General features: G+C 46.0%; 17 protein-coding genes. 2 read left to right on the top strand and 15 right to left on the bottom strand.

The features are described 5' to 3' along the window. Positions 1-23 precede the first annotated feature (23 nt). The 6 genes from ilvD to EUBC25_RS12895 all read right to left on the bottom strand — a co-directional run bounded on the left by ilvD (position 24) and on the right by EUBC25_RS12895 (position 8,958). Entirely contained in the window at positions 24-1,694 is a 1,671-nt protein-coding gene (gene ilvD, locus EUBC25_RS12920) for a dihydroxy-acid dehydratase (protein ID WP_230105892.1), read from the bottom strand. A gap of 108 nt (positions 1,695-1,802) precedes the next feature. Beyond that, positions 1,803-2,885, bottom strand: coding sequence for a 3-isopropylmalate dehydrogenase (gene leuB / locus EUBC25_RS12915; protein WP_230105891.1), 1,083 nt, complete (start codon positions 2,883-2,885; stop codon positions 1,803-1,805). Between the two features lie 261 nt (positions 2,886-3,146). After that, positions 3,147-5,303, bottom strand: a complete 2,157-nt coding sequence (locus tag EUBC25_RS12910) for a glucosaminidase domain-containing protein (RefSeq protein ID WP_230105890.1) — start codon at positions 5,301-5,303, stop codon at positions 3,147-3,149. A gap of 304 nt (positions 5,304-5,607) precedes the next feature. Beyond that, a complete protein-coding gene (gene yajC, locus EUBC25_RS12905; RefSeq protein WP_230105889.1) occupies positions 5,608-5,916 on the bottom strand; it encodes a preprotein translocase subunit YajC in 309 nt (102 codons plus the stop codon). A 91-nt stretch (positions 5,917-6,007) separates the two neighbouring features. Next, the gene (tgt, locus tag EUBC25_RS12900) at positions 6,008-7,141 is read right to left on the bottom strand and encodes a tRNA guanosine(34) transglycosylase Tgt (protein WP_230105888.1); all 1,134 of its coding nucleotides are present in this window, start codon (positions 7,139-7,141) and stop codon (positions 6,008-6,010) included. A 14-nt stretch (positions 7,142-7,155) separates the two neighbouring features. Further along, entirely contained in the window at positions 7,156-8,958 is a 1,803-nt protein-coding gene (locus EUBC25_RS12895; RefSeq protein WP_230105887.1) for a L,D-transpeptidase family protein, read from the bottom strand. A gap of 146 nt (positions 8,959-9,104) precedes the next feature. On the opposite strand from EUBC25_RS12895, the gene aroC reads away from it, so the two are divergent. Further along, positions 9,105-10,229 carry a chorismate synthase gene (gene aroC / locus EUBC25_RS12890; protein ID WP_230105886.1) on the top strand — a complete coding sequence of 375 codons (1,125 nt, stop codon included), beginning with the start codon at positions 9,105-9,107 and terminating at the stop codon, positions 10,227-10,229. Positions 10,230-10,240: 11 nt separating this feature from the next. Here the strand turns inward: aroC and EUBC25_RS12885 are convergent, their stop codons facing one another. From EUBC25_RS12885 to EUBC25_RS12845, 9 genes are all read right to left on the bottom strand, one after another. Continuing rightward, positions 10,241-11,908: a nucleoside kinase gene (locus tag EUBC25_RS12885; RefSeq protein ID WP_230105885.1), complete on the bottom strand. Its 1,668-nt coding sequence runs from the start codon at positions 11,906-11,908 to the stop codon at positions 10,241-10,243. Between the two features lie 17 nt (positions 11,909-11,925). Further along, positions 11,926-12,705, bottom strand: coding sequence for a Nif3-like dinuclear metal center hexameric protein (locus EUBC25_RS12880; protein WP_230105884.1), 780 nt, complete (start codon positions 12,703-12,705; stop codon positions 11,926-11,928). 15 nt (positions 12,706-12,720) lie between these two features. Then, positions 12,721-13,419 (bottom strand): tRNA (adenine(22)-N(1))-methyltransferase, encoded by a 699-nt coding sequence (locus tag EUBC25_RS12875; protein ID WP_230105883.1) that lies wholly within the window; start codon positions 13,417-13,419, stop codon positions 12,721-12,723. Positions 13,420-13,432: 13 nt separating this feature from the next. Continuing rightward, the gene (gene rpoD, locus EUBC25_RS12870; RefSeq protein ID WP_230105882.1) at positions 13,433-14,545 is read right to left on the bottom strand and encodes an RNA polymerase sigma factor RpoD; all 1,113 of its coding nucleotides are present in this window, start codon (positions 14,543-14,545) and stop codon (positions 13,433-13,435) included. A 39-nt stretch (positions 14,546-14,584) separates the two neighbouring features. After that, positions 14,585-16,357, bottom strand: a complete 1,773-nt coding sequence (dnaG, locus tag EUBC25_RS12865) for a DNA primase (protein WP_230105881.1) — start codon at positions 16,355-16,357, stop codon at positions 14,585-14,587. Positions 16,358-16,442: 85 nt separating this feature from the next. Beyond that, on the bottom strand, positions 16,443-17,450 hold the full coding sequence (locus tag EUBC25_RS12860; protein WP_230107608.1) for a deoxyguanosinetriphosphate triphosphohydrolase: 1,008 nt from the start codon (positions 17,448-17,450) through the stop codon (positions 16,443-16,445). Continuing rightward, positions 17,450-18,976 carry a polyphosphate:AMP phosphotransferase gene (pap, locus tag EUBC25_RS12855; protein WP_230105880.1) on the bottom strand — a complete coding sequence of 509 codons (1,527 nt, stop codon included), beginning with the start codon at positions 18,974-18,976 and terminating at the stop codon, positions 17,450-17,452. Before pap ends, EUBC25_RS12860 begins: the two co-directional genes overlap by 1 nt. A gap of 157 nt (positions 18,977-19,133) precedes the next feature. Beyond that, on the bottom strand, positions 19,134-21,653 hold the full coding sequence (locus tag EUBC25_RS12850) for a chemotaxis protein CheB (protein ID WP_230105879.1): 2,520 nt from the start codon (positions 21,651-21,653) through the stop codon (positions 19,134-19,136). A 19-nt stretch (positions 21,654-21,672) separates the two neighbouring features. Next, entirely contained in the window at positions 21,673-25,191 is a 3,519-nt protein-coding gene (locus EUBC25_RS12845) for a bifunctional diguanylate cyclase/phosphodiesterase (RefSeq protein WP_230105878.1), read from the bottom strand. A gap of 277 nt (positions 25,192-25,468) precedes the next feature. Between EUBC25_RS12845 and EUBC25_RS12840 the strand changes: the two genes are divergently transcribed. After that, positions 25,469-25,999, top strand: a complete 531-nt coding sequence (locus EUBC25_RS12840) for a nuclear transport factor 2 family protein (RefSeq protein WP_230105877.1) — start codon at positions 25,469-25,471, stop codon at positions 25,997-25,999. The last annotated feature ends 41 nt before the right edge of the window (positions 26,000-26,040 follow it).

Below are 26,040 nucleotides of genomic sequence, written 5' to 3'. Positions count from 1 at the left end.
CATCACTCTTTTCCTACTTTTATTTATTTTTTTGGAATTTCCAATACAGCGCCGCGATTTCCCGAAGTAACCATGGAAGCATATCTTGCCAGATATCCTGTTGTAATCTTAGGTTCACGAGGCTGCCAGTTTTTCTTCCTTTCTTCCAATACTTCATCCGGAACATCCAGTTCGATTTTCAGTCCGGGAATATCGATCTTGATTATATCTCCTTCTTCTACAAAAGCAATGGGGCCGCCCACTGCGGCTTCCGGTGAAACATGTCCGATAGACGCTCCTCTGGATGCACCGCTGAAACGTCCGTCTGTGATCAGCGCTACACTGGATCCAAGTCCCATTCCGGCAATAGCAGAGGTTGGATTGAGCATTTCCGGCATTCCGGGACCTCCCTTGGGCCCTACATAGCGGATCACAACCACATCACCTTCTACAATTTTTCCTCCTTTGATCGCTGCGATCGCATCTTCCTCACAGTCAAAGACTCTTGCAGGCCCTTCGTGAACCAGCATTTCATCTACAACTGCAGACCGTTTTACCACGCTTCCGTCAGGAGCCAGGTTGCCTTTCAAAACTGCAAGGCCGCCCGTTTCGCTGTATGGATTGTCGATGGGCCGGATGACGTTATGATTTTTGTTCACCGCTCCTTTGATGTTTTCGCCAACTGTCTTTCCGGTTACAGTCATACACTCCGTATGGAGAAGTCCTTTTTTATTCAGCTCAGACATGACAGCGTAAACGCCGCCCGCCTCATTGAGATCTTCAATATAAGTATGGCCTGCTGGTGCAAGGTGGCAGAGATTCGGAGTCTTCTCACTGATTCCGTTTGCGAAATCGATCTCGAAATCCATACCGATCTCATGAGCGATCGCCGGCAGATGCAGCATACTGTTGGTGGAGCATCCAAGTGCCATATCTACAGTCAGGGCATTGAGGATTGCCTCCTTCGTCATAATATCTCTTGGACAGATATTTTTTCTTACCAATTCCATGATCTGCATTCCGGCATGTTTTGCAAGACGGATACGCTCGGAATAAACTGCCGGAATCGTTCCGTTTCCTGCAAGTCCCATTCCGAGAACCTCTGTCAGACAGTTCATGCTGTTTGCTGTATACATCCCGGAACAGGATCCGCATGTGGGACATGCCTTGTTTTCCATCTCCAGAAGTCCTTCATCGTCCATCTTTCCTGCCGCATGAGCGCCAACTGCTTCAAACATACTGGAAAGACTTGTTTTTTCGCCATGTACGTGTCCGGCCATCATTGGACCGCCGCTGACAAAAATTGTCGGCACATTGATCCGGGCTGCCGCCATCAGAAGCCCAGGCACATTCTTATCACAATTCGGAACCATAACAAGTCCGTCGAACTGATGGGCCATTGCCATCGCTTCCGTAGAATCTGCAATAAGATCACGGGTCACAAGAGAATATTTCATACCAATGTGTCCCATGGCGATTCCGTCACACACTGCAATGGCCGGAAATACAATAGGGGTTCCCCCTGCCATTGCCACACCCATCTTCACTGCATTCACGATCTTATCCAGATTCATGTGTCCTGGAACAATCTCATTGTAAGAGCTGACAATACCGATCAGTGGACGGTCAAGCTCTTCTTTCGTGTATCCTAACGCATTAAATAACGAACGGTGGGGTGCCTGCTGCACGCCCTTTTTTACATTATCACTTCTCATATTCAATCCTCCGTTGCAATTTGGGACGTAACACTTTTAAACTTTACTACGTCCCAAATTAGAAAATACCCTGTGTAAAACTGCAATATACCCTGTGTAAAATTGTATCTAAATATATGCTGCGATCCGATCTCCCATCTCTTTTGTGCCAATCTGCTTCTTGCCCTCCGACATAATATCTATCGTACGATACCCGTCTTTCAGGACTTTCTCTACTGCCGCTTCAATGGCGTCTGCCTCCTGATCCAGGTCAAAACTGAATCTTAGCATCATAGCAGCGGATAAAATGGTTGCGATCGGATTAGCTATTCCTTTTCCGGCAATATCCGGGGCGGAACCTCCGCTTGGCTCATACAGGCCGAATTTTGTTTCATTCAGACTGGCACTTGCCAGCATTCCAATAGATCCGGTCACCATACTGGCTTCGTCAGAGAGAATGTCGCCAAACATATTCTCTGTCAAGATCACATCAAACTGACGCGGATCTTTTACCAGCTGCATCGCACAATTGTCTACCAGCATATGTTCCAACTCAACGTTCGGATACTCTTTTGCCACGTCTTCCACAACTTTTCTCCAAAGTCTGGAAGAATCCAGTACATTCGCCTTATCCACACTTGTTACTTTGCATCGTCTCTTTTCCGCAACGTCAAAAGCACGCTTTGCAATCCTTCTGATCTCATTTTCATTATAGGTGAGAGAATCATAGGCTGTCATAACGCCATCTTCCTCTACGGTTTTCCTTTCTCCAAAATACAGACCTCCGGTCAGCTCACGCATGATCATCATATCAAAACCGCCCTCCGTAATGTCTTCTTTCAAAGGACAGGCTCCTTTCAATTCATCATACAAAACTGCAGGCCGCAGATTGGCAAAAAGATTCAGCGCCTTTCTTATTTTCAAAAGTCCGGCCTCCGGTCTTTTATCCGGCTCAAGCTGATACCAGGGTGAAGTTTTTGCATCTCCCCCTATGGATCCCATTAATACTGCATCGCAGGCTTTTGCTTTTTCTATTGTCTCATCGGTCAGAGGGATTCCGTGCACATCAATAGAGGCGCCTCCCAAAAGAAGCTGTTCATAATGGCAGGTATGTCCATATACATTTCCAACTTTATCTAAAACCTTCATGGCCTCTGTGACAATCTCCGGCCCGATACCATCGCCTTTGATCACTCCAATCTTCAGATCCATACACCTCTTCCTTTCTATACAAATTTCATTATTTTTTAATAATATCTCATTTTATGACTTGTTTCAACCCTTTCACAGTGAATTAACACAAAAAATAGAGTGTCCTCGGTTTTTAATTATTTTATAAAATAAAACTGCCGTTGTAGGAATAGGTGTTCCTTCAACGGCAGTTTTCGATTTTCCTATTCAGTTTTTTCCCTTTCTTTTCTTGATTGCATCCACTTATTCATAAGCTACTTGCTCTATCAGCATGGATTTTATTTATTTCTTTCGCTTTTTAATAACAACTGCGGCTATGATGATGATCACTGCTGCCGCTGCCAACGCTATCCAAATTCCAACAGAAGAAGTATCTCCTGTTCTTGGTGCTGCCTGACGGACGTTTGAATCCTGCTCTTCCTGATCGGCAGCTTCTGTCGTTTTCGTATCTGTTCCTGGCTCAATACTGTCGGCCGAATCCGTTATATCCGCTGGATCGTTTGTCACGCTTCCATCGTTGGTATCCGTCGGATCATTTGTTCCGCTTCCGTCATTCGTGTCCGCTGGATCGTTTGTCTCAGTTCCATCGTTGGTATCTGCCGGATCATTTGTTCCGCTTCCGTCATTCGTGTCTGCAGGATTATTTGTTCCGCTTCCCTCGTCGGTATCTGCCGGATCGTTTGTCTCCGTTTCATCGTCGGCAGCCGCCTTAACGGTAATGCTTTGTGCCGCTGATACAGTCACTCCTCCGGAAGTATACTGAAGCTGTACTTCTGTATCTGCTGTTGTCAATGCTTCCTGACTGTAGGTAATCTCTCCCGATACATCTGTCTCGGTTCCATCACTCCACACTGCCCTTACACTGATTCCGGAAGGATCAAAAGTTTCCCCTTCCGAGTATTCTGTCTTGGATGGTGCTGCTGCAATATAAATAGACTGGAGAGTCTTTGTCACAGGATCTTCTGCAGATACCGTTCCTGTATTCACAACAGTTACATAGTCTGCGGAAATATAAGCATACATGGAATCAAAACTATATTCTCCTGCTGATGCAACAGATGTTCTGTCCGCATTTAGCACGGCGTCACTCTGAATGCGATAAAATCCATTTGTGCTGTTGCTGTCCAAAATCAAAACAGCATAATTTGCGCTGGTTCCAGTCTGATAAAGGACTGTTGAACTTGTATTGCTCTCCTGTCTTACATTTACTGTATTATGGCTGGATGCAAGCGTATCTTTAATACCGATGGTATAGCTTCCGCAATCCTGACTTCCTGCCGCCTGATCCAAATTGTAGGCAATGTTGGCAGCCTTTTCACCCCAGTACGGATCCGACGCATATTTTACATTAAGCCCGCTTCCTTTATTACCAAGGAATCCTCCTGAATATGTAGAGCTGGACGGATCAAGATAACTCTGCGACATCCATCCGCATGCAAAATCTTCAATACATGCCTGAACACTTGAGAATGTATCTGCGCTCTCACCCGGCGAAGCATCAACGGCATTCAGCCCGAATAGATTGTTTTTTCCGGATGCGATCGAACTGGTTCCCCAGGCGCTTTCATTTCCTGCTATACTCACCATCAGAAGCGCATTTACCCCGTAAGCTTCCTGTGCATTAACAAAATCGCTTCCCGTACCGCTCATTTTGGAACTGCCTGACACTTTTGCGGCAATCATGGTGTTTAAACTGTCTCCGCTGTATAATGTCTGGCTTCGCAGCGGAAGATATTGATAATAATTATAATACGGCTGATCCGGATTCACAGAATGGGAGCGTGTATTATTCTGATAATCTGAGATCATAGTTTCGTAATCGGTATAAAAATAATGACCGTCATAACTGTAATATTTTTGTCCGGAAGTCAAGTAAGAAGGAGCCTCTCCATTATCCAGACGGCTTCTGTACCCAGGTGTAGTCATATCATACACAATACAGTGAAGCAGCCTTCCGTCTTCCACTTCATATCCGCTGACTACTTCAACCGCATCCAGGCTTATAACCTGTACTTCCGATTCATCCACCCAGCCAATAACGCCCGACATCATAAATTTGACTTTGCCATTGCTTGTCCCAAGATAAGCCGCATCTGCGCCATAATCTCCGTTAACATAGCCGGCTTTCCCTGTTCCGTCTTCCGTATAACTGGTTGTCTCATTGCTTTTCGTATTAAAATTGACGATCATCGGCGAACTGCTTCTTGCCCGGGCATTGCTTCCTTCGTCTTCAACCACTCCATCTGAATCGCCGACTTCTGTAATATTTCCGTTTTCATCCATAGCAGTAACGGATTCCTGACTCTGTGAATTTTCATCCTGAATCTCTGAAGATGTCTGCTCCCCCTCGGCATCTTCCGCATTGCTTTTCATAGCAGGGACTGCGGTCAAAACCATGCACATGAAAAGCATTGGTATCAGCAATTTTCCTTTTTTCATTTACCTTTTACCTCCTTACCCTTTATTAATTATTCATATAAAGCCATTTCTAAAGAATCTTGTGTTTCAGACCACATTTTCTTTGCACAATGGCATCACACTGATACAAAAAAATCATAACATAATTCCGATAATTTTTTCAACTTTTTCACATTTTCTCCATAAAATTTACACATTTTCCTTTTTTATATGTAAAAATGATATTCTTCTTTTCCAAGAAAGAACAAAACGTCCCGTAAACAGAAAAGAACCGGAAATACCGGTTCTTTCATCTCTTAAACAATTTTAATTCTAAACAAATGGATTAATCCTGATTTGCCTTTTCCACCTGTGCAATTGCTGCCTTTTGCATTGGAATACGGCAATTTTTGTTGCTTCCAAACTCAACAATTACGTCATCGTCAGTCAGGTCGATCACTACGCCATAAAATCCGCTGGTAGTCAATACTGTATCTCCTACCTCCATGTCAGCGATCATAGCTGCGAGCCTTTTCTGTTCCTTTTTCTGCGGTCTCATAAGAATAAACCAGAAACCACCGATAATGACAACATATATAAGGATAATCCCGATGGGACTATTCAGGAAGCTTCCGGCTGCTAAAGCATAATTCATAAATAAATTCCTCCTACCATTTCTATCTTATGCACTGTTATTATCATACACAATAATACTGTTTTCATCAAGTACTTTTTGTGTCATCTTTCTATTTCCCCTGACTTAGCATGCCTTCCAGAGTCCTTTTCTTAAACTCCTTATAGGTTCCCTGTTCAATCGCCTCCCGAATCTCTTCCATCAGATGATTGTAGAAATAGAGGTTATGAAGCACGCACAGGCGCATTCCCAACATTTCTTTCGCTTTCAGAAGATGACGGATGTAAGCGCGGGAATAAGATCTGCATGCAGGGCATCCGCATCCCTCCTCGATCGGACGGTCATCCAGCTCATATTTTGCATTAAAAAGATTTCTCTTGCCCTGTTTTGTATAAACATGACCATGACGTCCGTTCCTGCTTGGGTAAACGCAATCAAAGAAGTCTACCCCTCTGTCCACCGCTTCCAGGATATTAGCCGGCGTACCGACTCCCATCAGATAAATTGGTTTGTCCTGTGGAAGATGAGGCACGACAGCGTCCAGAATCCGATACATATCCTCGTGAGACTCTCCAACAGCAAGGCCTCCGATCGCATAGCCCGAAAGATCCATCTGCCGGATCTCATCTGCATGGCGGATCCGGATATCCTCATAAATTCCTCCCTGGTTGATACCGAAGAGAAGCTGATGGGGATTGATCGTATCCGACAGGCTGTTCAGCCTCTCCATCTCTTCTTTGCATCTTGCCAGCCATCTCGTTGTTCTTGCCACAGACTGCTCGATATAGTCCTTTTTGGCCACACTGGAAGGGCACTCGTCAAAAGCCATAGCAATGGTAGACCCGAGATTCGATTGAATCTGCATACTCTCCTCGGGACCCATAAATATTTTGTGTCCGTCAATATGTGACTGGAAATATACGCCTTCTTCTTTGATTTTTCTAAGACCTGCAAGGGAAAATACCTGAAACCCTCCGGAATCTGTCAAAATAGGCCTGTCCCAGGACATAAATTTGTGAAGTCCGCCCAACTGTCTGACAATCTTATCTCCCGGCCTCACATGGAGATGATAGGTATTAGACAACTCCACCTGTGTTCCGATCTGTCTTAGATCATCTGTAGAAACAGCTCCCTTGATGGCTGCCACAGTACCTACATTCATAAATACAGGGGTCTCAATGACCCCGTGTACTGTATGGAGCCGCCCCCTGCGGGCCTCTCCGTCTTTCTTTAATAATTCATACATATCCGTATCCTCTTTTAATAGTGGCATACAACCGGAGTGCCTGCCTCAATATTGGCATATACCGTCGGAGCTACAGAAGGCGGTAGGTTTACACAGCCGTGGGAACCATGGGATAAATACCAGTCCCCGCCAAAAGTTGGCTGCCAGCTTGCATCATGCAATCCGATCCCTCCATTAAACGGCATCCAGTAGGATACCGGCGACTCCCATTCATAAGTGCCGTCCTCTTTCTTAGGTCCCCGCAGGGTCGTATCCTGCTGTTTATATGCAATAGAATAAGTTCCCTGAGGAGTTCCGTTTCCCTGATTGGGATTTCCCGTTACACAGTCCGTCTCCACTACACACTGACCATTAACAAATACCCACACATGCTGGTTTGTCAGATCAATCTCCACATAACTTGTACCAAAATCGTTGCCCTCATGAGAAGCAGCCCGTCTTGCATACTGCGGCTCTCTTGTAACGGTTTCCGCTTTTTCGATATTTGCCGTCAAAGCAGTATACTCTGCCTCCTGGTCAATCTGCCATCCATAGCTTCCGCCTTCCACCTGTGCGGTATTTCCCGAACCGGTTGTAATTGTCCTTGTCTTCCCATAAGTATCGTATTTATTGGCAAGATCCTGAATATAAGCGCGTACTGCATCCTGATCAAAGGTAACATTCATGCTGTCATCTACTGTAACCCACTGTGAGATCACAGACGAATCCACCACCTCTGTATAAGGGCTGAAGTCATATGCAATGTGGGCCCCAAGATAACTGTTCATTTTATCCTTCGCCGCGATCACTTCCTCGGATTCCGATGTAAAGGCCGGCAGAATATAGCATCCCGCCTCTTCCATATCAAGTGTGCTGACAAAGCCTCCGACTGCTGTTTTCACAGCTTCCGTAAACTTCTCTGTATCAATTTCTGATCCCACCACTTCCGGCTGAATCACAAATTCTGTATTTTCGAATACCGGCCGGGCCGACTCAGATTTCACCTGTTCTTCCGGATCCATACAGGTCAGGTTATTCAATACTTCTGTCAGTTTACTTTCATCGAACTCCACCCCTACCGGTGCTGTAATCTCCGGGTGATCCCAGAGCGCAGTGATCCACAGCAGCGGATTTTGCTCCTTCAAAAGCTTATTCAGCTCATCACCTTTTACGTATTCCAGATCAATATCGGTGCCGTCGATCACTTCTGTTCCGCCGTCAATTTCCTCCAGCGTCAGCTCATAGTCTGCAACCTGACCTTCCATATATTTTTCAACCTGCTCCACGGTTTTAGCTGAAAATTCCGTCCCGTTGATCTTCGTAAAGAAATAGAAATGGCTGTTAAAAAACAGCGCCGCTCCAAGATAGGCAAGAATCAGTACCCCTACAATGATCAGGATGATCCTCACCGCAAGTTTCTTGCGGCGATGACGTACCAGACGCGGATCTTCCTCGAAATCATCTTCCTCATCCGGAAGTTCTGTTTCTTCCGCATCTGATTCTAAGTTTTCTTCGTCTTCTTCCCTGTCTCTAAAATCACTTTCATCGAAAGATATAACGCCGCTGTCATAATCCATCCAATCTTCCGGATTTTCTTCTGCTTCTTCCGCATCTTCCTCATCCGTCTCTTCTTCTGTTTCTGCAGCCGGTTCCTCCATTTCTCCTTTCCGAAGTTCTTCCTGAAGTTCTTCCAGCGCCTCTTCATCTGTATCATGACTATTTACTTCCTCCTTTAGATCGGAGTTGTTAATTTCATCATATATTTCCTTCATTGTCTCCTGGACAATTTCATCTGAAGAGCGCTCCATGGGGTCTACATTTTTTTCTTTGTCACTCATTTATGAATTACTCCTCTTTTTTAACTCAATATGTAGTCATTATAGTGTTCTGCCAATCTCTTGTCAACAAGCCGTCTGCCCTTTATAATAAAACTTAATAACTTTTAACATTTATTTTAAATATGACAAAGGAGATTTTTGTACCTATGGCTGGCTCTACTTATGGCACTTTATTTACAGTAACAACATGGGGAGAATCCCACGGCCCTGCCCTGGGAGCTGTAGTAGACGGATGTCCTTCCGGACTTTCTCTTTGCGAAAATGATATTCAAAAATATCTGGACCGCCGTCGTCCCGGTCAGGGAAAATTTACTACAGCCCGCCGCGAAAAGGATACCGCCGAAATTTTATCCGGCGTATTTGAAGGCCGGACAACCGGAACTCCCATTTCTATTATAATAAGAAACAACGATCAGATTTCCAGGGATTACGATACACTGAAAAACTGCTTTCGCCCCGGACATGCTGATTTTACCTTTGATCAAAAATACGGTTTCCGCGACTACAGAGGCGGAGGGCGCTCCTCCGGACGTGAAACTATCGGAAGAGTGGCCGCCGGTGCAGTTGCCTGCCGTCTTCTCGAAAGCGTGGGCATCCGCATAACTGCATATACAAAGTCCATTGGGCCCATCTCTGTTCCGGACGGAGAATATGATTTCACTCAAATTTCGGAAAATCCGCTGTATATGCCTTCCAGATCTTTCAGCGAAGAAGCTTCCGCCTATCTGGAATCCTGTATCAAAAACCAGGATTCTTCCGGCGGAATCATCGAATGTCAGATCGAAGGGATTCCGGCAGGAATCGGCGAACCTGTCTTTCACAAACTGGACGCCGCTCTTGCACAGGCAGTCATGTCCATCGGCGCGGTGAAGGGAGTAGAGATCGGAGACGGTTTTCGCTCTGCCCTTGCAAAAGGCAGTGACAACAATGATGCTTTTACTTTTGATGGTTCCCGTATCCGGAAAAGGACCAACCACTCCGGCGGCACCCTGGGCGGCTTAAGCGACGGCAGCACCCTGATCTTCCGCGCCGCCGTCAAACCCACGCCATCTATTGCACGCCCGCAGCACACCGTAACCTCAGATGGAAAAGAAATAGAACTTTCCATACACGGAAGACACGATCCTGTCATCGTTCCCCGGGCCGTCGTTGTTGTGGAGGCCATGGCTGCCCTGGCACTTGCTGATCTTCTCATGATCAACATGTCCTCCCGCCTGGAAAATTTTACTGCATTTTATTATCCAAAAGACAGCAAAGAGCGCCGGCCTTAAACCGGCGCTCTCTATACTTTAAAGCATCCTCCCCCGATAAATTCCCTAAGAAGGGAATTAGCCGGAACAATCTCGCTCCCGATTCCCACAAAATAATCCAGAAATTTCAGAAGTCTTTTGGCCTCCTGATATTCTCTGCAGTCCCGCTCAATACCAAACAACAGGGGCTCTATATACTGTTTCAGGACAGCCAGCTCATAAATCAGGGCAGAATTGAACATAATATCTGCTTCCTCCTGATAAGGAAAGATATTTTTCTCCTCCCCTTTCCGTACAGAAGGCCACATAGAGATCGTTCTTCTGGCCGAGGCTCCCCTGGTTCTTGCATCCCGGACAATCCTGCGTATGAGACGTCCGTCTGTTGTCGGAATACGGTTGTGTTCATCAATATTCAGCTGCGTCAGTGCGCTGATATAGATTTTAAATTTATTCTTATCCGGAAGAGACTGTGTCAGACGAGGATTCAGACAGTGAATCCCTTCTATCACCAGCACATCGCTTGGGCCCAGTCTTTTCGGCGGACCGGAGAAGTCTTTATGCCCTGTTTTAAAATTAAAGACCGGAAGCACAACCTCTCTCCCTTTCAAAAGATCTTCCATCTGGGCGTTGAACAGGGCGGTATCTACTGCTTCCAGACATTCAAAATCATACTCACCCTTGGCGTCCTTTGGCGTATCTTCCCTCTCCACGAAATAATTATCTACTGCAATGGGATGGGGCGTCATGCCTATTGCCCGAAGCTGAATAGACAGCCGGTGTGAAAATGTTGTCTTTCCTGAAGAGGATGGGCCAGCGATCAATACAATTTTTCTTTCCGGCTTTTTGGCGATCATACCGGCAATTTCCGCGATCCTTTTCTCCTGCATGGCTTCCTGCACAAGAACCACTTCTCTCATATCGCTTTTTGTAATCTTGTCATTCAGTGCGCCAACAGTCTCTATACCCAGCATATCTCCCCAGCCTGTTGACTCCTTCAGCACATGAAACAGTTTACTTTGAGGCACAAACGGTTCCAGTGTTCTGGGCGACTCCATCGTAGGCATCTGTATCACAAATCCCTCATCGTAAAGATAGAGCGCAAAATATTTCAGATATCCCGCACTTGGCACCATATATCCATAATAGTAGTCTTCAAATTCATTCATACTGTAAATATTGACCCTGGACACACGGCGGTAGGCAAAAAGCCTCTCTTTATCGTACATACCGTGCTTGCGGAAAAGCTCAATGGCTTCATCTGTATGAACCGTCCGTTTACGAATGGGCATATCTTCTGCCACCATCTCATTCATCCGGTCTGTGACACGCTGCAAAAATTCTCTGTCCAGAGTCACTTTCCCCTCAATGGTACAGTAATATCCCTGGCTTACTGAATAGTGGATCCTCACCTTGTCTACCAGACGGTGCTCTGTCACGTCATAGATTGCCTTGACAAGCATAAAACACATGCTTCTTTTGTATGTCTTATGTCCGATCTCATCCCCGGTAGTGACAAATTTAATCTCTGTATCGCACTGCAGCGTTTTATGCAGCTCCTGAAGCTTCCCATTGGCAAACACAAGGACAATGTCGTTTTTATAATCTTTCTGAAAATCGCGGGCAATCTCTCCGTAACTTGTTCCTGCCGGATATTCTCTTAAATTTCCCGATGTCTTAACCTGATATGTTTTTTCTTCCATATATTTAAGTCCCTCTTCTATACAATCTGGAAGGGATGGCAGACCGGAGCGGCTGCTGCCTCTATGCCAGGCAGCTTTTCCTCCAGATATATTCTGACATCCTCAATAAAAATATGTTCGATTCCATAATGTCCTGCATCAATGACAGCAAGCCCCTGGGCAACCGCATCAATTCCTGTATGATGGTCGATATCACCGGTGATCAGCACATCTGCCTTTTTATCAAGAGCCGCTTTTATCATACTCTTCCCGGCTCCGGGGGAGATGGCCGGCCTTTTGATCTTTTGATCCATGTCCCCGAACACCTTCACGGCACCCAGATGGAATTTATCCTTTACAAGCCAGCAAAGCTCTTTCAGAGTCATGGGCGTTTTCAGGTCAGCTACTCTTCCGATCCCTTCATCCCTTTCTTCCCGGGATGTCACTTCCAGGACTTCTGTCTCTCCGAAATCCATCTTCCTGCCGGAAAGCTCTGCCATTCCAAGCACATCATAGTTTGTGTGCATAGCATAATAGGAGATATCATTCTGGATCAATTTTAAAATTCTGGCTCCGACAAAGTCAAGATTATTGATCCTTTTTAATCCTGTAAAGATCATGGGATGGTGAGTGATAAGCATATCCGCTCTCCAGTCTGCTGCCTGTTCGATCACATCATCTGTAGCATCCAGCGCCACATAAATGCGCCGCACTTCCTTGTCATCTCTTCCCACAAGCAATCCCACATTATCCCAGTCCATTGCATAGCTTCGCGGATAAGCCGCTTCAATCACATCGATAACTTCTTTGCACAACATCTTTTCCCAGCTCCTTTACTTTTCGTATCTTTGCAGTGCTCTTTCTATTATTTTCAGCTCATGTTCCAGCTCTTTCTCCCGGATCCTCGCCCTCTCATTTTCCACTTTCTTTAACTCCCCAAGGATCCCTTCCCGGATCTGTCTCTCACGAAAGAGATACTTCTTAAGAACCGGATGCTTTCTTTTCAAAAGTTCCCTTCCATAAAGAAGTTCCTCTTCTTCATAGGGTTTCTCTTCCTTCCCATGAACCGCTTTCATCATGGGATAATATTTTCCGTCCTCTTCCACCATATCCTCACAAACAATCCGGTAGCCGCTCTCCTCCAGATAAAACCGGACTTTTGAGATTTCTGACTGCGGCTGCAAAATAAACTCCCGGATCTTAGCAGTCACGGAAGGATCCTTTTCCATAATGTGTATGACAAGACCTCCTCCCATTCCCGCTGCGATCATTGTATGTACTTCTCCCGGCTTTAATGCTGAAAGTCCGTCTGAAAGCCTTGTCTCAATCTTTTCCTCCAGGCCATATTCCCGGATATGCTCCTTTGCCCGCTGGAGAGGACCGGAATTGATATCCATGGCGATCCATTTTCCCTCTTTGCATTTCCGGGCCAGGTAGATCGGAATATAACCGTGATCCGTGCCAATATCTGCAACAGAGGCGCCCTCTGTCACAAGACCTGCCACGGCAGACAGTCTTTTTGATAGTTCCATAGGCGCCTCTTCCTTAATCCAGATAATCTCTTAATTTTCTGCTGCGGCTTGGATGGCGCAGCTTTCTGAGCGCTTTAGCCTCAATCTGGCGGATACGCTCTCTTGTAACATCAAATTCTTTGCCTACCTCCTCCAGAGTGCGGGCACGGCCATCGTTCATACCGAACCGGAGCCTCAATACCTTCTGCTCCCTCTCTGTCAGGGTGTCAAGCACCTCATCCAGCTGTTCTTTCAGAAGCGTTGCCGCTGCTGCCTCTGCCGGAACCGGCACATTGTCGTCCTGTATGAAGTCGCCAAGATGGCTGTCCTCTTCTTCTCCGATCGGAGTCTCCAAAGACACCGGCTCCTGGGAAATCTTCAGAATTTCCCGCACACGCTCCACCGGCATGTCCAACTCTTCGGCAATTTCCTCCGGCGTGGGTTCACGCCCCAGTTCCTGCAGCAATTGTCTGGACACACGGATCAATTTATTGATGGTCTCTACCATATGAACCGGAATACGGATCGTTCTTGCCTGGTCGGCAATAGCCCTTGTAATCGCCTGGCGGATCCACCATGTAGCATAGGTGCTGAATTTAAAGCCCTTCTCATAATCAAATTTTTCTACGGCCTTGATCAGTCCTAAGTTGCCTTCCTGAATCAGATCCAGGAAAAGCATCCCTCTTCCCACATAACGTTTCGCAATGCTGACTACCAGCCTTAAGTTAGCTTCTGCAAGACGCTTCTTCGCATCCTCGTCTCCTTCTGCCATGCGCTTTGCAAGCTCCACTTCTTCCTCTGCTGAAAGAAGCGGCACCTTTCCGATTTCCTTTAAGTACATACGCACAGGATCTTCAATACTGATTCCGTCCGGAACAGACAGATCGATCTTTTCAATATCTACCTCGTCCTCGTCCGAAAGCATGATCTCCACATCATCGTCCGCATCATCGTCTGCACTGATCCGGAGCACATCAATATTGTTTGCTTCCAAATAATCAAATACCTTCTCCATCTGCTCAGAGTTGAGCTCCATATCTGAGAAAAAATCATTGATCTCCTGGATTTCCAGAATACTCTTTTTCTTCTTTCCAAGGGCAAGAAGATCCTTCAGCTTTTCCTCAAATTTTACAATGTTCTCTTCCATGCAGTGTCCATCCTCTCATTGCTTGTTTATATTTTATCCTTAATTAATAGAAATATGCAGTTTTTCAGGTGTCTGAAGCATCCGCTTCTCCTCCATCAGCTTCTGAAGTCCCGCCATATCTGCGGGGTCCAGATTGCGGGCCGCTTTCTCGATGCTGTATTCTTTCACCCGCAGGATCGTTTCCTTTAGAGCCTTCTCCTGTTCTCTTACTGTGGAAAGTTCCCGTATCCTTGTATGAAACAGGGCTGCCACCTGACGGTGCTCTTCCTCGTCTGTAAAATGATTCATGATCTGGGCAGGATTTACGGCTCCTTCGTCATACTGCCGGTATAAAAGCTCTGCCACCTGACGATACAGCTCTTCCGTAAAATCCTCCGGTGACACATACTTCCTGATCTGCCGGAAAATTTCCTCTCCCTCCAGCATCCAGGTAAGAAGGATCCTCTGGGATTTCAGATGGCCATCCTCCTTTTCTTCCTGCTTTCTTGTGGAACGCGGTTTTTCCGCCGGCTTAGCAAGCCCGTCCCGGATCGCTGTCTTTGTCACCAGCTTTCTCAAGTCGTCTGCATTCACCCCGTAAGTCTTTGCCACCGCCTCTATGTAATTGCTGCGCTCAATTTCTTCCTCAAAAAGAGTCAGTTTCTTCGCTGCCTCCTTCAGAAAATCTGTCTTCCCTTCCGGCGATCCCATATCATAGTTTTTCTCCGCCATCTCCAGGCTGAACATAAAACCGTTCCGGGCTTTATGAATCCTTTCCTCAAAGGCCTCCGCTCCCAGATTCTTAATAAATTCATCGGGATCCTTATAAGGGTCCATGCGGATCACTCTGGCGGTGATCCCTGCCTCCTTCAGAATGGGAACTGCCCGAAGAGCGGCCTTGGTTCCCGCCTCATCGCTGTCATAAGTAAGATATACTTCATTGACATACCGCTTGATCAAGGAAGCATGTCCCGGCGTAAGCGCTGTTCCAAGAGACGCTACCGCGCTGGTAAATCCTGCCTGGTGGAGCGAGATCACATCCATATATCCCTCACACAGAAGAAAATAGGGTTTTCTGGATGTACGTGCCCTGTGAAGTCCATACAGATTACGACTCTTATCAAAAACAGGCGTCTCCGGCGAATTGAGATACTTTGGCTTCGCATCCCCCATCACCCGTCCGCCGAATCCGATCACCCGGTTATTGGCGTCCATAATGGGAAACATAACACGGTTCCAGAATTTATCATAGGGTCCATGTCTTTCGTCAAAAGAAATCAGTCCTGCTTTAAAAAGAATGTCGTCTGTATACCCTTTCGTTTTCAGATACCGGTACAGATCGTCGCTGTACTTGTTGGAATACCCTAGTCCAAATGCGGTGATGGTATCATCTCCCAGCTGCCTTCCCTTCAGATACTCGTAAGCCGTTTTCCCCTGGGGAGCCTTAAGCTGCGCATAATAATATTTTGCCGCCAGCTTATTGATCTCAAGCAGGACAGCTTTCTCATCTGCCCGCCTTTTGGCTTCTTTGGAGTACTCCTGCTCCGGCAGTTCCACTCCGGCACGTTCCGCCAGAAATTTCAGAGCTTCCACAAAAGAATAGTTCTCGTATTCCATAATGAACGTAAAGACATTTCCTCCCGCTCCGCAGCCAAAACAATAGTACATCTGCTTATCTCTGCTGACGGAAAAAGAAGGGGACTTTTCGTTATGGAAAGGGCAAAGCCCGAAATAAGAGCTTCCCTTTTTCTGAAGTTTTACATACCCGGAGACCACATCTACAATATCATTTTTCAGTCTAACCTCTTCTACCACTTCATCCGGATAATACATGTGCTGACATCATCCTTTTCTATACATAAATCCAGAGGGAAAAAAGCCCTCATTATTAATATTCGACAAAACTTCTTTATTTCCTTTAATTTTTCCAAGATTCCGGAATAAAATATTCCTGAAATTTTTTTACCGCATAGGAATCGGTCATTCCCGCTATATAATCACATACAACTCTCTCCTTTGTTTCCCCTTTTTCTGTTATCATTACCAGGTACTGTTCCGGGAGAAGTTCAATATGATCCATATAATATCCGTACAGATTAATAATCATATTGACCGCCTTTGTCTCTTCCCCTTTTGCCGCCGGATTCTGATAAACATGTTCAAACAGGAACTTTCGAAGGCCCATCGTCGCCTCCCGTATTTCATCAGACATGACGATCCGCGGCTGTCCCATACTGTGGCTCACCACATCATGGATCATGGTATTCAGACGCATTCTGGTCGTATGCCCCAACACATCCGTATATTCTGCCGGAAGATCCTCTTCCTTCAAAATTCCGCCTCGTACCGCATCATCAATATCGTGATTGATATAGGCGATCTTATCGGAGAGTCTCACGATCTCCCCTTCCAGTGTATGAGGCGTTCCGCTGGACTTATGGTTCAAAATACCATCCACTACTTCCCAGGTAAGGTTCAGTCCTCTCCCCTGCTTTTCCAGGATTTCCACTACGCGGACACTCTGCTCATTATGCCGGAATCCATCCGGGCACATCTGATTGAGCGCCCGCTCTCCTGCATGACCAAAAGGAGTATGACCCAGATCATGTCCCAGGGCAATGGCTTCTACCAGTTCCTCATTGAGCCGGAGCGCTTTTGCGATCGTCCTGGCATTCTGAGATACTTCCAGCGTATGCGTCATTCTTGTCCGGTAATGATCCCCCTTCGGCAGAAGAAAAACCTGCGTTTTTTGTTTCAGTCTCCGAAAGGACTTGCAGTGAAGGATCCGATCCCGGTCTCTCTGGAATACCGGCCGGATATCGCACTCCGGTTCCGGTCTTTTCCTCCCCTTTGATTTCCGGCTTAAAGATGCATAGGGACTTAAATATTCCTTTTCCCGCTCTTCCAGCTCTTCCCTGATATTCATCATGCTTTCCCGCCCCCTGTTTCCATCCGTTCTTCTATGGCCTTTACAACAGTTTCCAGTACTTTGATCCTTGCATAGTATTTATCATTCCCCTCTACCACGATCCAAGGTGCCTCTGCAGTAGAAGTACGTACAAGCATCTCGTTCACTGCCGTTTCATACTGGTCCCATTTTTCCCGGTTCCGCCAGTCCTCATCCGTAATTTTCCACTGCTTTTCCGGATTTTCCTGACGCTGCCGGAAGCGTCTTTCCTGTTCATCCTTATCAATCTGCATCCAGAATTTCAGGATCAGCACACCCTCCTTCGTCAGATTTCTCTCCATGTCATTGATTTCTTTATATGCCCGCCGCCATTCCTCTTCGGTGCAGAATCCCTCGATCCGCTCTACCATAACCCTTCCGTACCATGTTCTGTCAAAGACAGCGATATGGCCCGCCTTGGGCATGGAGCGCCAAAACCGCCACAGATAATGGTACTGCCTCTCCACCGCGTTTGGTGATGCTGTAGGATGGACCACATAACCTCTGGGATCCATTTTTGCTGTCAGGCGCTTAATGGCTCCTCCTTTTCCGCCGGCATCCCACCCCTCAAAGGCCAGCACGACAGGAATCCTCTTTCTGTACAGCTCTCCGTGAAGCTCTTCGATCCTTTTCTGAAGTTTCTTCAGCTTCTTTTCATACTCTTCCTTCGTATAGGAAAGAGAGAGATCCGCCTTTGCCAAAATAGACTCTGTCAGCTTCATCTCCTCTTTACCGTTGTCTTTTGGTTCCTTCTCCTCTTCTGCCCTATCCCGGCTGTGCTCACTCTTTTTCTCCACTGCCTCTATCTGTCTCTCCAGGGTCTCTGCTGCAATGGAATAGATCTTTACTGTAGCGAACCGGCGGTCTACTGCCTCCACGATGTGCCATGGCGCATTTTCACTGTCTGTGCGGGAGAGCATCTCCTCATTCATTGCCTCGTACTTTTCAAACTTTTCATTTCTCTTTCTGTCGCCTTCACTCACTCTCCATGCTGTATCTTTAGAAGACAGAAGCTTATCAAACCGCTTTTTCTGTTCTTTTTTGTCAATGGCAAGAAAAATCTTAATGATTACCATGCCGTCATCTGTCAGCTGTTTTTCAAAAGAACGGATGGCTTCATATGCATCAAAAAGTTCTGATTTTTTTATCTTTTTATCAAAACGATCGATCAGCACTCTTCTGTACCAGCTGGTATCATAAATCGCAATTCTTCCCTTGGGAGGGAGCTTTGTCCAAAAACGCCACAAAAAGGGATGCATTTTCTCCTCTTCCGTCTCGCCTTTTACGGCATATACCTGAAACCCTCTCGGATCGAGCGCCTGTATCAGTTTACTGATCTGAACTCCCTTTCCGGCAGCTCCATATCCCTCGAAGGCGATCATCACCGGAATATTCAAATCTTTACATTTTCTCTGAAGCTTTCCCAGTCTTGGAATCAGTTTTTCCATTTCTGATCTGTAAATTTCTTTTTCCATCTTCTTTGACAAATCCAGTTTTTCGAGCATAAGCGGACCCTCCCTTCAATTTTCTCGATTTTTTCTTCTATTATACAATATTTTTCAGAATTTATTGCACTTTTCTGCAAAAAAGAGCAAAAAGAAAAAATCTGTGGCGGGGCATGGAAAAATACCCCTTCCTCAGATTTTTTCTCGATTTCTTCTGCTATTTTTGTGCTCCCAGACTGTCAATAATTGTAATAACGAGACCGCGGATATTGTTCTCCGTTGTCCGGTAAGGTGCGATCCTCAAGGTATAGAACCGCCCGTTCATTCCTGTCACCTCACGGTCTATAGGCACCAGGTTTTTCAAGACCTCCCCGGCATCCTTGATGATATCTTCCGCCGGGAAACTGTGTGCAAAAATCTGGAGGGAGCGTCCTACATCGTGATCCATCAGCTGAAACTCCCGGCCTACATATTCCGTAAATTTACGGATATTCAAATTGCTGTCCACAAAAAGGATTCCTATCATAGTGGAAGAAAGGAAATTGGACAGGTCATTCGTAAGCATTGTCAGCTCATCCAGTTTCTGCTGGTATTCCGTGTTTACAGTATAGAGTTCCTCATTGACGGACTGCAGTTCCTCATTAGAACTTTGCAGCTCTTCATTCGCTGTCAAAAGCTCCTCATTAGCCGCCTGCAATTCTTCATTGACCGTTTCCAGTTCTCCGATCGTAGATTTCAGGTCATTTTGGGATTCGTGAAGTTCCTGTTCCAGATCTGCAATCCGGCGGGCTGCCGTCTTATCCACATCGTACTTTTCTGTCACGCCTTCCATTTCTATCTTTTCATCCTTCATAAAAAGGATTGCGATCAGTCCGGTATCTGCCTTATTCTTCCCGTAAATCGGGCTGACAGTCAGATTAATATTCTCCCTTCCATTTACACAGTCTACTGTGATTCCGGTATAAGTAACTGCAATTTTTTCTGATCTGCAGCGATTTAAAGCCGTAGAAGCCACAAGACTTAGGTCTTCATTGATCATGCTGAAAAAATTGAAAGTGGCTTTTCCCGGTGCAATGGACATATAATCCTGATAATTTCCAAAGAAATGGATCACATTATTTGCTTCATTCAAAATGACAGAAGCCGGAAGGAAGTTTTCCATAAAATGAATATACGTATTTTCAAAAGCATATTCTGCTCCCTCCCTGTCTACAGAGCTGGCAATCCGGGGAGAAATCGTATTCACATTAGGGATATTAAAAGACGGAGGCGTAAATTCATCCACCTTTCCTTCTCCTTTATGCAGATAGATTTTCTCCGCCCCGCACACAGGTTTGAACACACTGCTGTATTCGCCTGCCGTCTCGCTCTTTCCAAGGAAAAGATACCCTCCGCTTTTCAGCGCGGAATGAAAAATGGAAAACAGAGACTTCTGCAGTACCGGCTGGAAGTAGATCATTACATTTCTGCAGCTTATCAGATCCAGTTTCCCAAAGGGCGGGTCAGAAAGCATATTGTGCGGTGCAAAAATGATCATCCTTCGGATTTCCTTTGAGATCACATACTGGTCATTTTTCTTTGTAAAATATTTCGCAAGACGTTCCCCTGACACATCTTCCAATATACTCTCTGTGAAAACTCCTTTTCCAGCCTGTTCGATTGCCTTGACATCCACATCTGTGGCGAAAATCTTCACATCCCTTTGAATATTCATCTCTTCCAGCACTTCCCGGAACAAAATAGCAATAGAATAGGCTTCCTCCCCGGTAGAACAACCGGCGCTCCACACCCGGATCGGCTCATTTATATCGGCTCTCTCTACAATATCATATATGACATGATATTTCAGCTTTTCAAAAAAGGCAGCGTCCCGGAAAAAATTTGTAACACCGATCAAAATCTCCTTCGCCAGTATATTGCCTTCCTCCAGGTTTTCGCCCAGCATTTTTACATAATCCGACAGGCTGACCCTGTGGGTAATGACCATTCTTCTTTCAATACGGCGCATAACAGTTGTCCGTTTATAATTAGTAAAATCAATGCCGCTGGCCTTTTTTAAAATCGCATAAATCTGAGAGAATGTCTCCTCATCCGAAAGAAATACCTCATGGTCTTCAAACCGGATCAGATCGGGATAATTGGAAAAATTCAGGATCTCATCCACAATCTCATCCGGTGAAAGAATAAAATCCGCAAGTCCCGTATTTATCACGCTGCGGGGCATTCCGTCAAACTTCGCCGTTCCCGGAGACTGTACGATCACCAATCCTCCATGTTCTTTCACTGTCTTTATACCGCTTGTCCCGTCTGAACCGGTGCCTGAAAGCACGACTGCAATCGCCTTTCCTCCCTTTTCTTCCGCCAGAGAAGCAAAGAACACATCGATCGGATGATTCAGTGTCCCATGTATATATTCTGTCAACATCAGCTTTCCGTTTTTCAGTGTCAGATTCTTCTTGGGAGGGATCAGATAAACTGTGTTCGGCTCAACTGCCATTTCATTTTCTGCCTGTCTGACGTCCATCTCCGTATATTTCCCCAGAATATCTGCCATCAGGCTTTTATAATCAGGAGAAAGATGCTGGATCACAACAAAGCTCAGACCGCTGTTGGCAGGCATCTGCTGAAAAAACTGCTGCAGGGCTTCCAGCCCTCCTGCCGATGCCCCCAGGCCAACTATGAATGAAGCTTTCGCATCTTTCTTCTGTATGGTATCCATACTTCTTTTCTTTGCCATCTTAGGTTTCCTCCATCTGTTACTGACTTAAATAAATCTCTTCAAATTTTTGAGGCGGCAACGGTTTGTTATAGTAATAGCCCTGTCCGTAAACACATCCCGCTTTTAACAATGCCTCTTCCTGCCGATGCGTTTCCACTCCTTCCGCCACACAGCGCATCCCTACATTCCGGCAGATTTTGATGATATTTTCCACCAACATACAGCTGATCTCATTGTCCGGCAGATCAGCTACCAGACTCCGGTCCAGCTTCACCGTATCAAATTTAATATTGCTGAAAACGGTCATATTGGCATAATGCGATCCAAAATCATCCAATTCGAACCGGATACCGTATTCTCCGAAATTATTTACGATGCCGGACAGGGGCGCCGTTTCCACATCGCCTGCCGTTTCTGTAATTTCCAGCTCGATCTGATCTGCTGCAATTTCCGGATAATGACTCTGTATCGCAAGTACGGAAGCAAGTATCGTGGGGTTAAACAGCGTAACGCGGGACATATTCACCGAGACACGGACAGGCTCCAGCCCCTTCTTCTTCCATTCGCTCATCTGGTGAAGGACACTTTCCAGCATAAACAGATCCAGATCCCGGATCTTTCCGCTATTTTCCAGCTCCTCAATAAACTGCCCCGGAGCAATAATGTTTCCTTCTGCATCCACTCCGCGCACCAGTGCCTCGGCGCCGGCCAGTTTTCCGTTTCTCATATCGATTTTCGGCTGGAAATAGGGGATATATCTTCTTTGCATCTCACCGGTCCGCTCTTCCTGCTCCCCAAAGAAATCTCTTCCGTCTCCCCCTGCATTCTCAACCGTTTCGCATCTCATGATGGACCGTGCCTCGCGCACCAGATTTTTTGCTGTAAAAGCCCCGTCTGACCAGGTATATCCGATACGGATCTCGCCCGGATAGCGCCGCTGGACACGGGATCTAAGCCTGCTGCATCTTCCCACAAAAACTTCCAGGATCGTATTGGGATACAGGATAACAAACTCTGCATCCCAGGTACGAAAGATAAAACACTGCCCGAATACGCCTATCAAAGCCTCCACGATATAGGCCAGCATCTCCCTTCCGTAATGGAATCCCAGACTGTTGTTTATATCAGATATATTCGGGATATCGATTGCCAGAGCCCCCATGGAGCTGTAATTTGCAGAATCAATACTGTTGATCATCTCTTTGCAGGCCCGAAGATTAGGAAGACCTGAAACCATATCCTGTACTGCCCCGCTTCTGATCTGTGGACGGAACCGGAACCGGCTTTCCTCTTTTTTCAGATACGGCACCACTTCTTTCAGTAAGGAGGACTGGCGCGAATGTCTCTTGGGATTCTCCACACAAAGGAAGCCTGTTATTTTTTGTCTTTCTTCTGTAGGGAATACGATAAAATTCCAGGAGTCCTCTTCGTCCCTTTCTTTACTCAGCGAGAGCTTATGCTTTGAGAATACCGGCCGGTTTTCCTCAAGACATTTCCTGAGCAGGGGGATCTTCTCTACCTGAACCCCTGACATCACATGACGGATACTGGGCTTCCCGGGCTTCTTCCACTCATACTGGATCGTTACCGTCTGCCTGTCTTCCGCCAGTGCAAGGATATAAACTCTGGCTGCCCGGTAGTAATCGCCAATACAGCTCATGGAGCTTTTGACAGACTGCTCCAGCGAATCCGCCCGCAGCATGGAAGTATAACAGCGCAGAGCCGCCTTCTGCTCTTTGACGGACAATTCCTCTTCTGCCTCTTCTGTCTGAAATTCTTCCTCTTCTTTTCCATTTCCTCCCACCCAGGACCAGTTTTCTGCTCCTGTAGGCAAAGCCACTGTATCTATCGCTGAGTTTTTCCACATTTCGCACAGATACTGGGCATGAAGGACCATTACGTCGTAATCCGCCTGTTCTGTTGTTTCCGTGACGACTCCCGCCACCAAACGCATGGCGTCTATTCCGCTTATGCTGCTCATAGCTGCCCGGATATAAGCAAAAGCGTCCTCCAGCCGCGTTTTAATCTCATACCTGGACCCGACGTCCGGATAAAATACAAGGATAGAGTCTTGATTATACTGCCCAATGATACAGTCGGTTCCGATCGCCAGTGACAGAACAACAAAAATGAAATGCCTCTCCCGTTCTTCCTGTTTTTTCACTTCCTCCTGGTTTCCGCCGGAACTGCCGTTAATCTGGATCAAAGCCATGGCGCAGACTGCCTTTTTTCTCTCCTTTATCAGCATTTCTGCCAAAAGGCGGGCTGTCTTCATATTATAAAATCCATTTTCTATGTCATGCTCTATATCCTGTTCCAGCTGCTGTTCCCACTCATATCTCTGCTGAATGTCGCTGAAACAGGCAAACATGTAAATTTCATCTGTTCTCTTGTCGCGGACGAGATTTACCATGTCCGTCATCCAGCGGATCTGTCCCCCGTTTGCCACTCTGTGATATTCCCTGGAAGACCATAGCTGACTGTTCTCATATGCTTTCAACAGGTTTTTCCGGCTGAACCTTTCCTGGAACTCCCGCCCCTCCCCTTTTATAAAAGGAAGAAGATCATCCCCCTCTATCATTTCCGAATAAGATCTCCCCTTGTGAGCTGAAGTCTGATCAATTCCTTTCAGCCATACCTCTTCCACCTGGTCCGTTGTAAGATTTACCCGGATCCTGGCCACAAGATGGTGACGCAGCACTTCCGGAAGCGGACGCCTCTCGAATTCTGTATTATAGCCGAAAATATCCGGGAATTTTTCCTGCACGCCTACAGCCTTTACCGGGAATCCATCTGTATCATAAATCATCCTGTAGGATAAAGTAAACCATCCGTAACATCCCATCTTTGGATCTTTCAGGATAAAATTCCCCGATCCGGCTTCATTTCCGCCTAAAATCCCCTTTGCAAATTCGCGGAACTGGCGGAAGGAATCCGGATGCACAACCCCATCTTCGATCATAGATTCCGGAAAATTGGAAATACATGTATCTTTCCGCACAGATTGCGTGCTGATATCATAAATACCGTATTCTTTTCGTTCAATATTTACTTCCCACAGAACCTGGGGCGTCTGTCCATAAGCCACCTTGAGACGTTCGCTGCATTCTTTGAGCTTTTCCCCTTTTTCCATAAGTTCTGTAATATCTGTAGAAAATTCCAGCATAACGGGATTCCCATTCTCTGTATGTCCTACTTTGACTGCCCGCACATGGATCCAGCGCCACCTCTTCCCGTCCGCCGAAATCCGGTGGATATTTTCTGCTGCCGCTTTCCCTTCTGCCGCATGTCTTAAAGACATACCGTAATCCGCCTCATAATCCAGCTGCAGGCCGATCTCCTTCAGAGTACAGGGAAAAAGCCAACTGTCCTTTTCTATTCCCAGAATACGATACAACCCCGGATTTGCATAAATTATCCTGATTTTTTCCCCGATTTCCAAAAGAGTGACTCCGCCCTCCACATGCTGTAAAAGCAGCTCTGATGGAATATTTTCCGATCCATGCTGAAGTCCCTCATATTTCACCAGCACAATATCCTCTTCCTTTCTTTCCATAATTTCCGTTCAATTGCACCCACTTATATCTATTATACTACAATTTTCGCCAACATCAAAATATTTTTTCATTTTTCTTTCACCCCCCCCCTATATTTTTCTGATATTTTCCCTTCTGCTTTTTAACAACAAGCCAAAAAGTTTATTTTCACCTACATTTTTCCGGAAATTGTCAAACATTCCACTACATTTCCAAACTATTCAGTCAATATTCTTGGATTTTCACGGAGAACGAGGTATAATTTTCAATCATAAATATCTAAGAGGAGGAACAGTTATGGACGATAAGGCATTGGAAGTATTACTTGCAAAGGAGGCGATCCGGGACCAGATCTATACATACTGCCGCGCTCTGGATCGTATCGACAATGAACTTGGCTACAGCGTATTTGCGGAAGACAGTAAAGTAAATTACGGCCCCACTTTTCCATCCGGAACCGGGCGCCAGTTTATCGACAATATGCTGAAGCAGCACCGCCATATGATCTCAACCCACCATATGATGACAAATATTCTCATCAAAGTAAACGGAAATAAAGCTGCCAGCGAAACATATATGTATGCGGCATGTAAATTTCCAAAGAAAAACAAGGACGGTTCCAAAGGCAGCTTTACGGTAGAGGCAAGATGCAGGGACGTTGATCTCTGGGAATGCCGTGACGGCAAATGGCTGATCGTAGAACGGACGGTAGCCGGAGACAATACTATGAGTCTTGTGCCAAACCATGATTTTGAAAATTATAATACGGAACGGAACAACCGCAAGGATGTATCCTATAAAGTATTTGAGCAGATCGAAAACCTTTAATTTCCCCAACAATAACAGCCAGGCCTTTCAATAGACCTGGC

The sequence above is a fragment of the Claveliimonas bilis genome (assembly GCF_020892095.1).
GTDB lineage: Bacteria > Bacillota > Clostridia > Lachnospirales > Lachnospiraceae > Claveliimonas > Claveliimonas bilis.
Note: the sequence above shows the minus strand (reverse complement) of the source record. Positions and strands in the feature narration are given on the sequence as shown.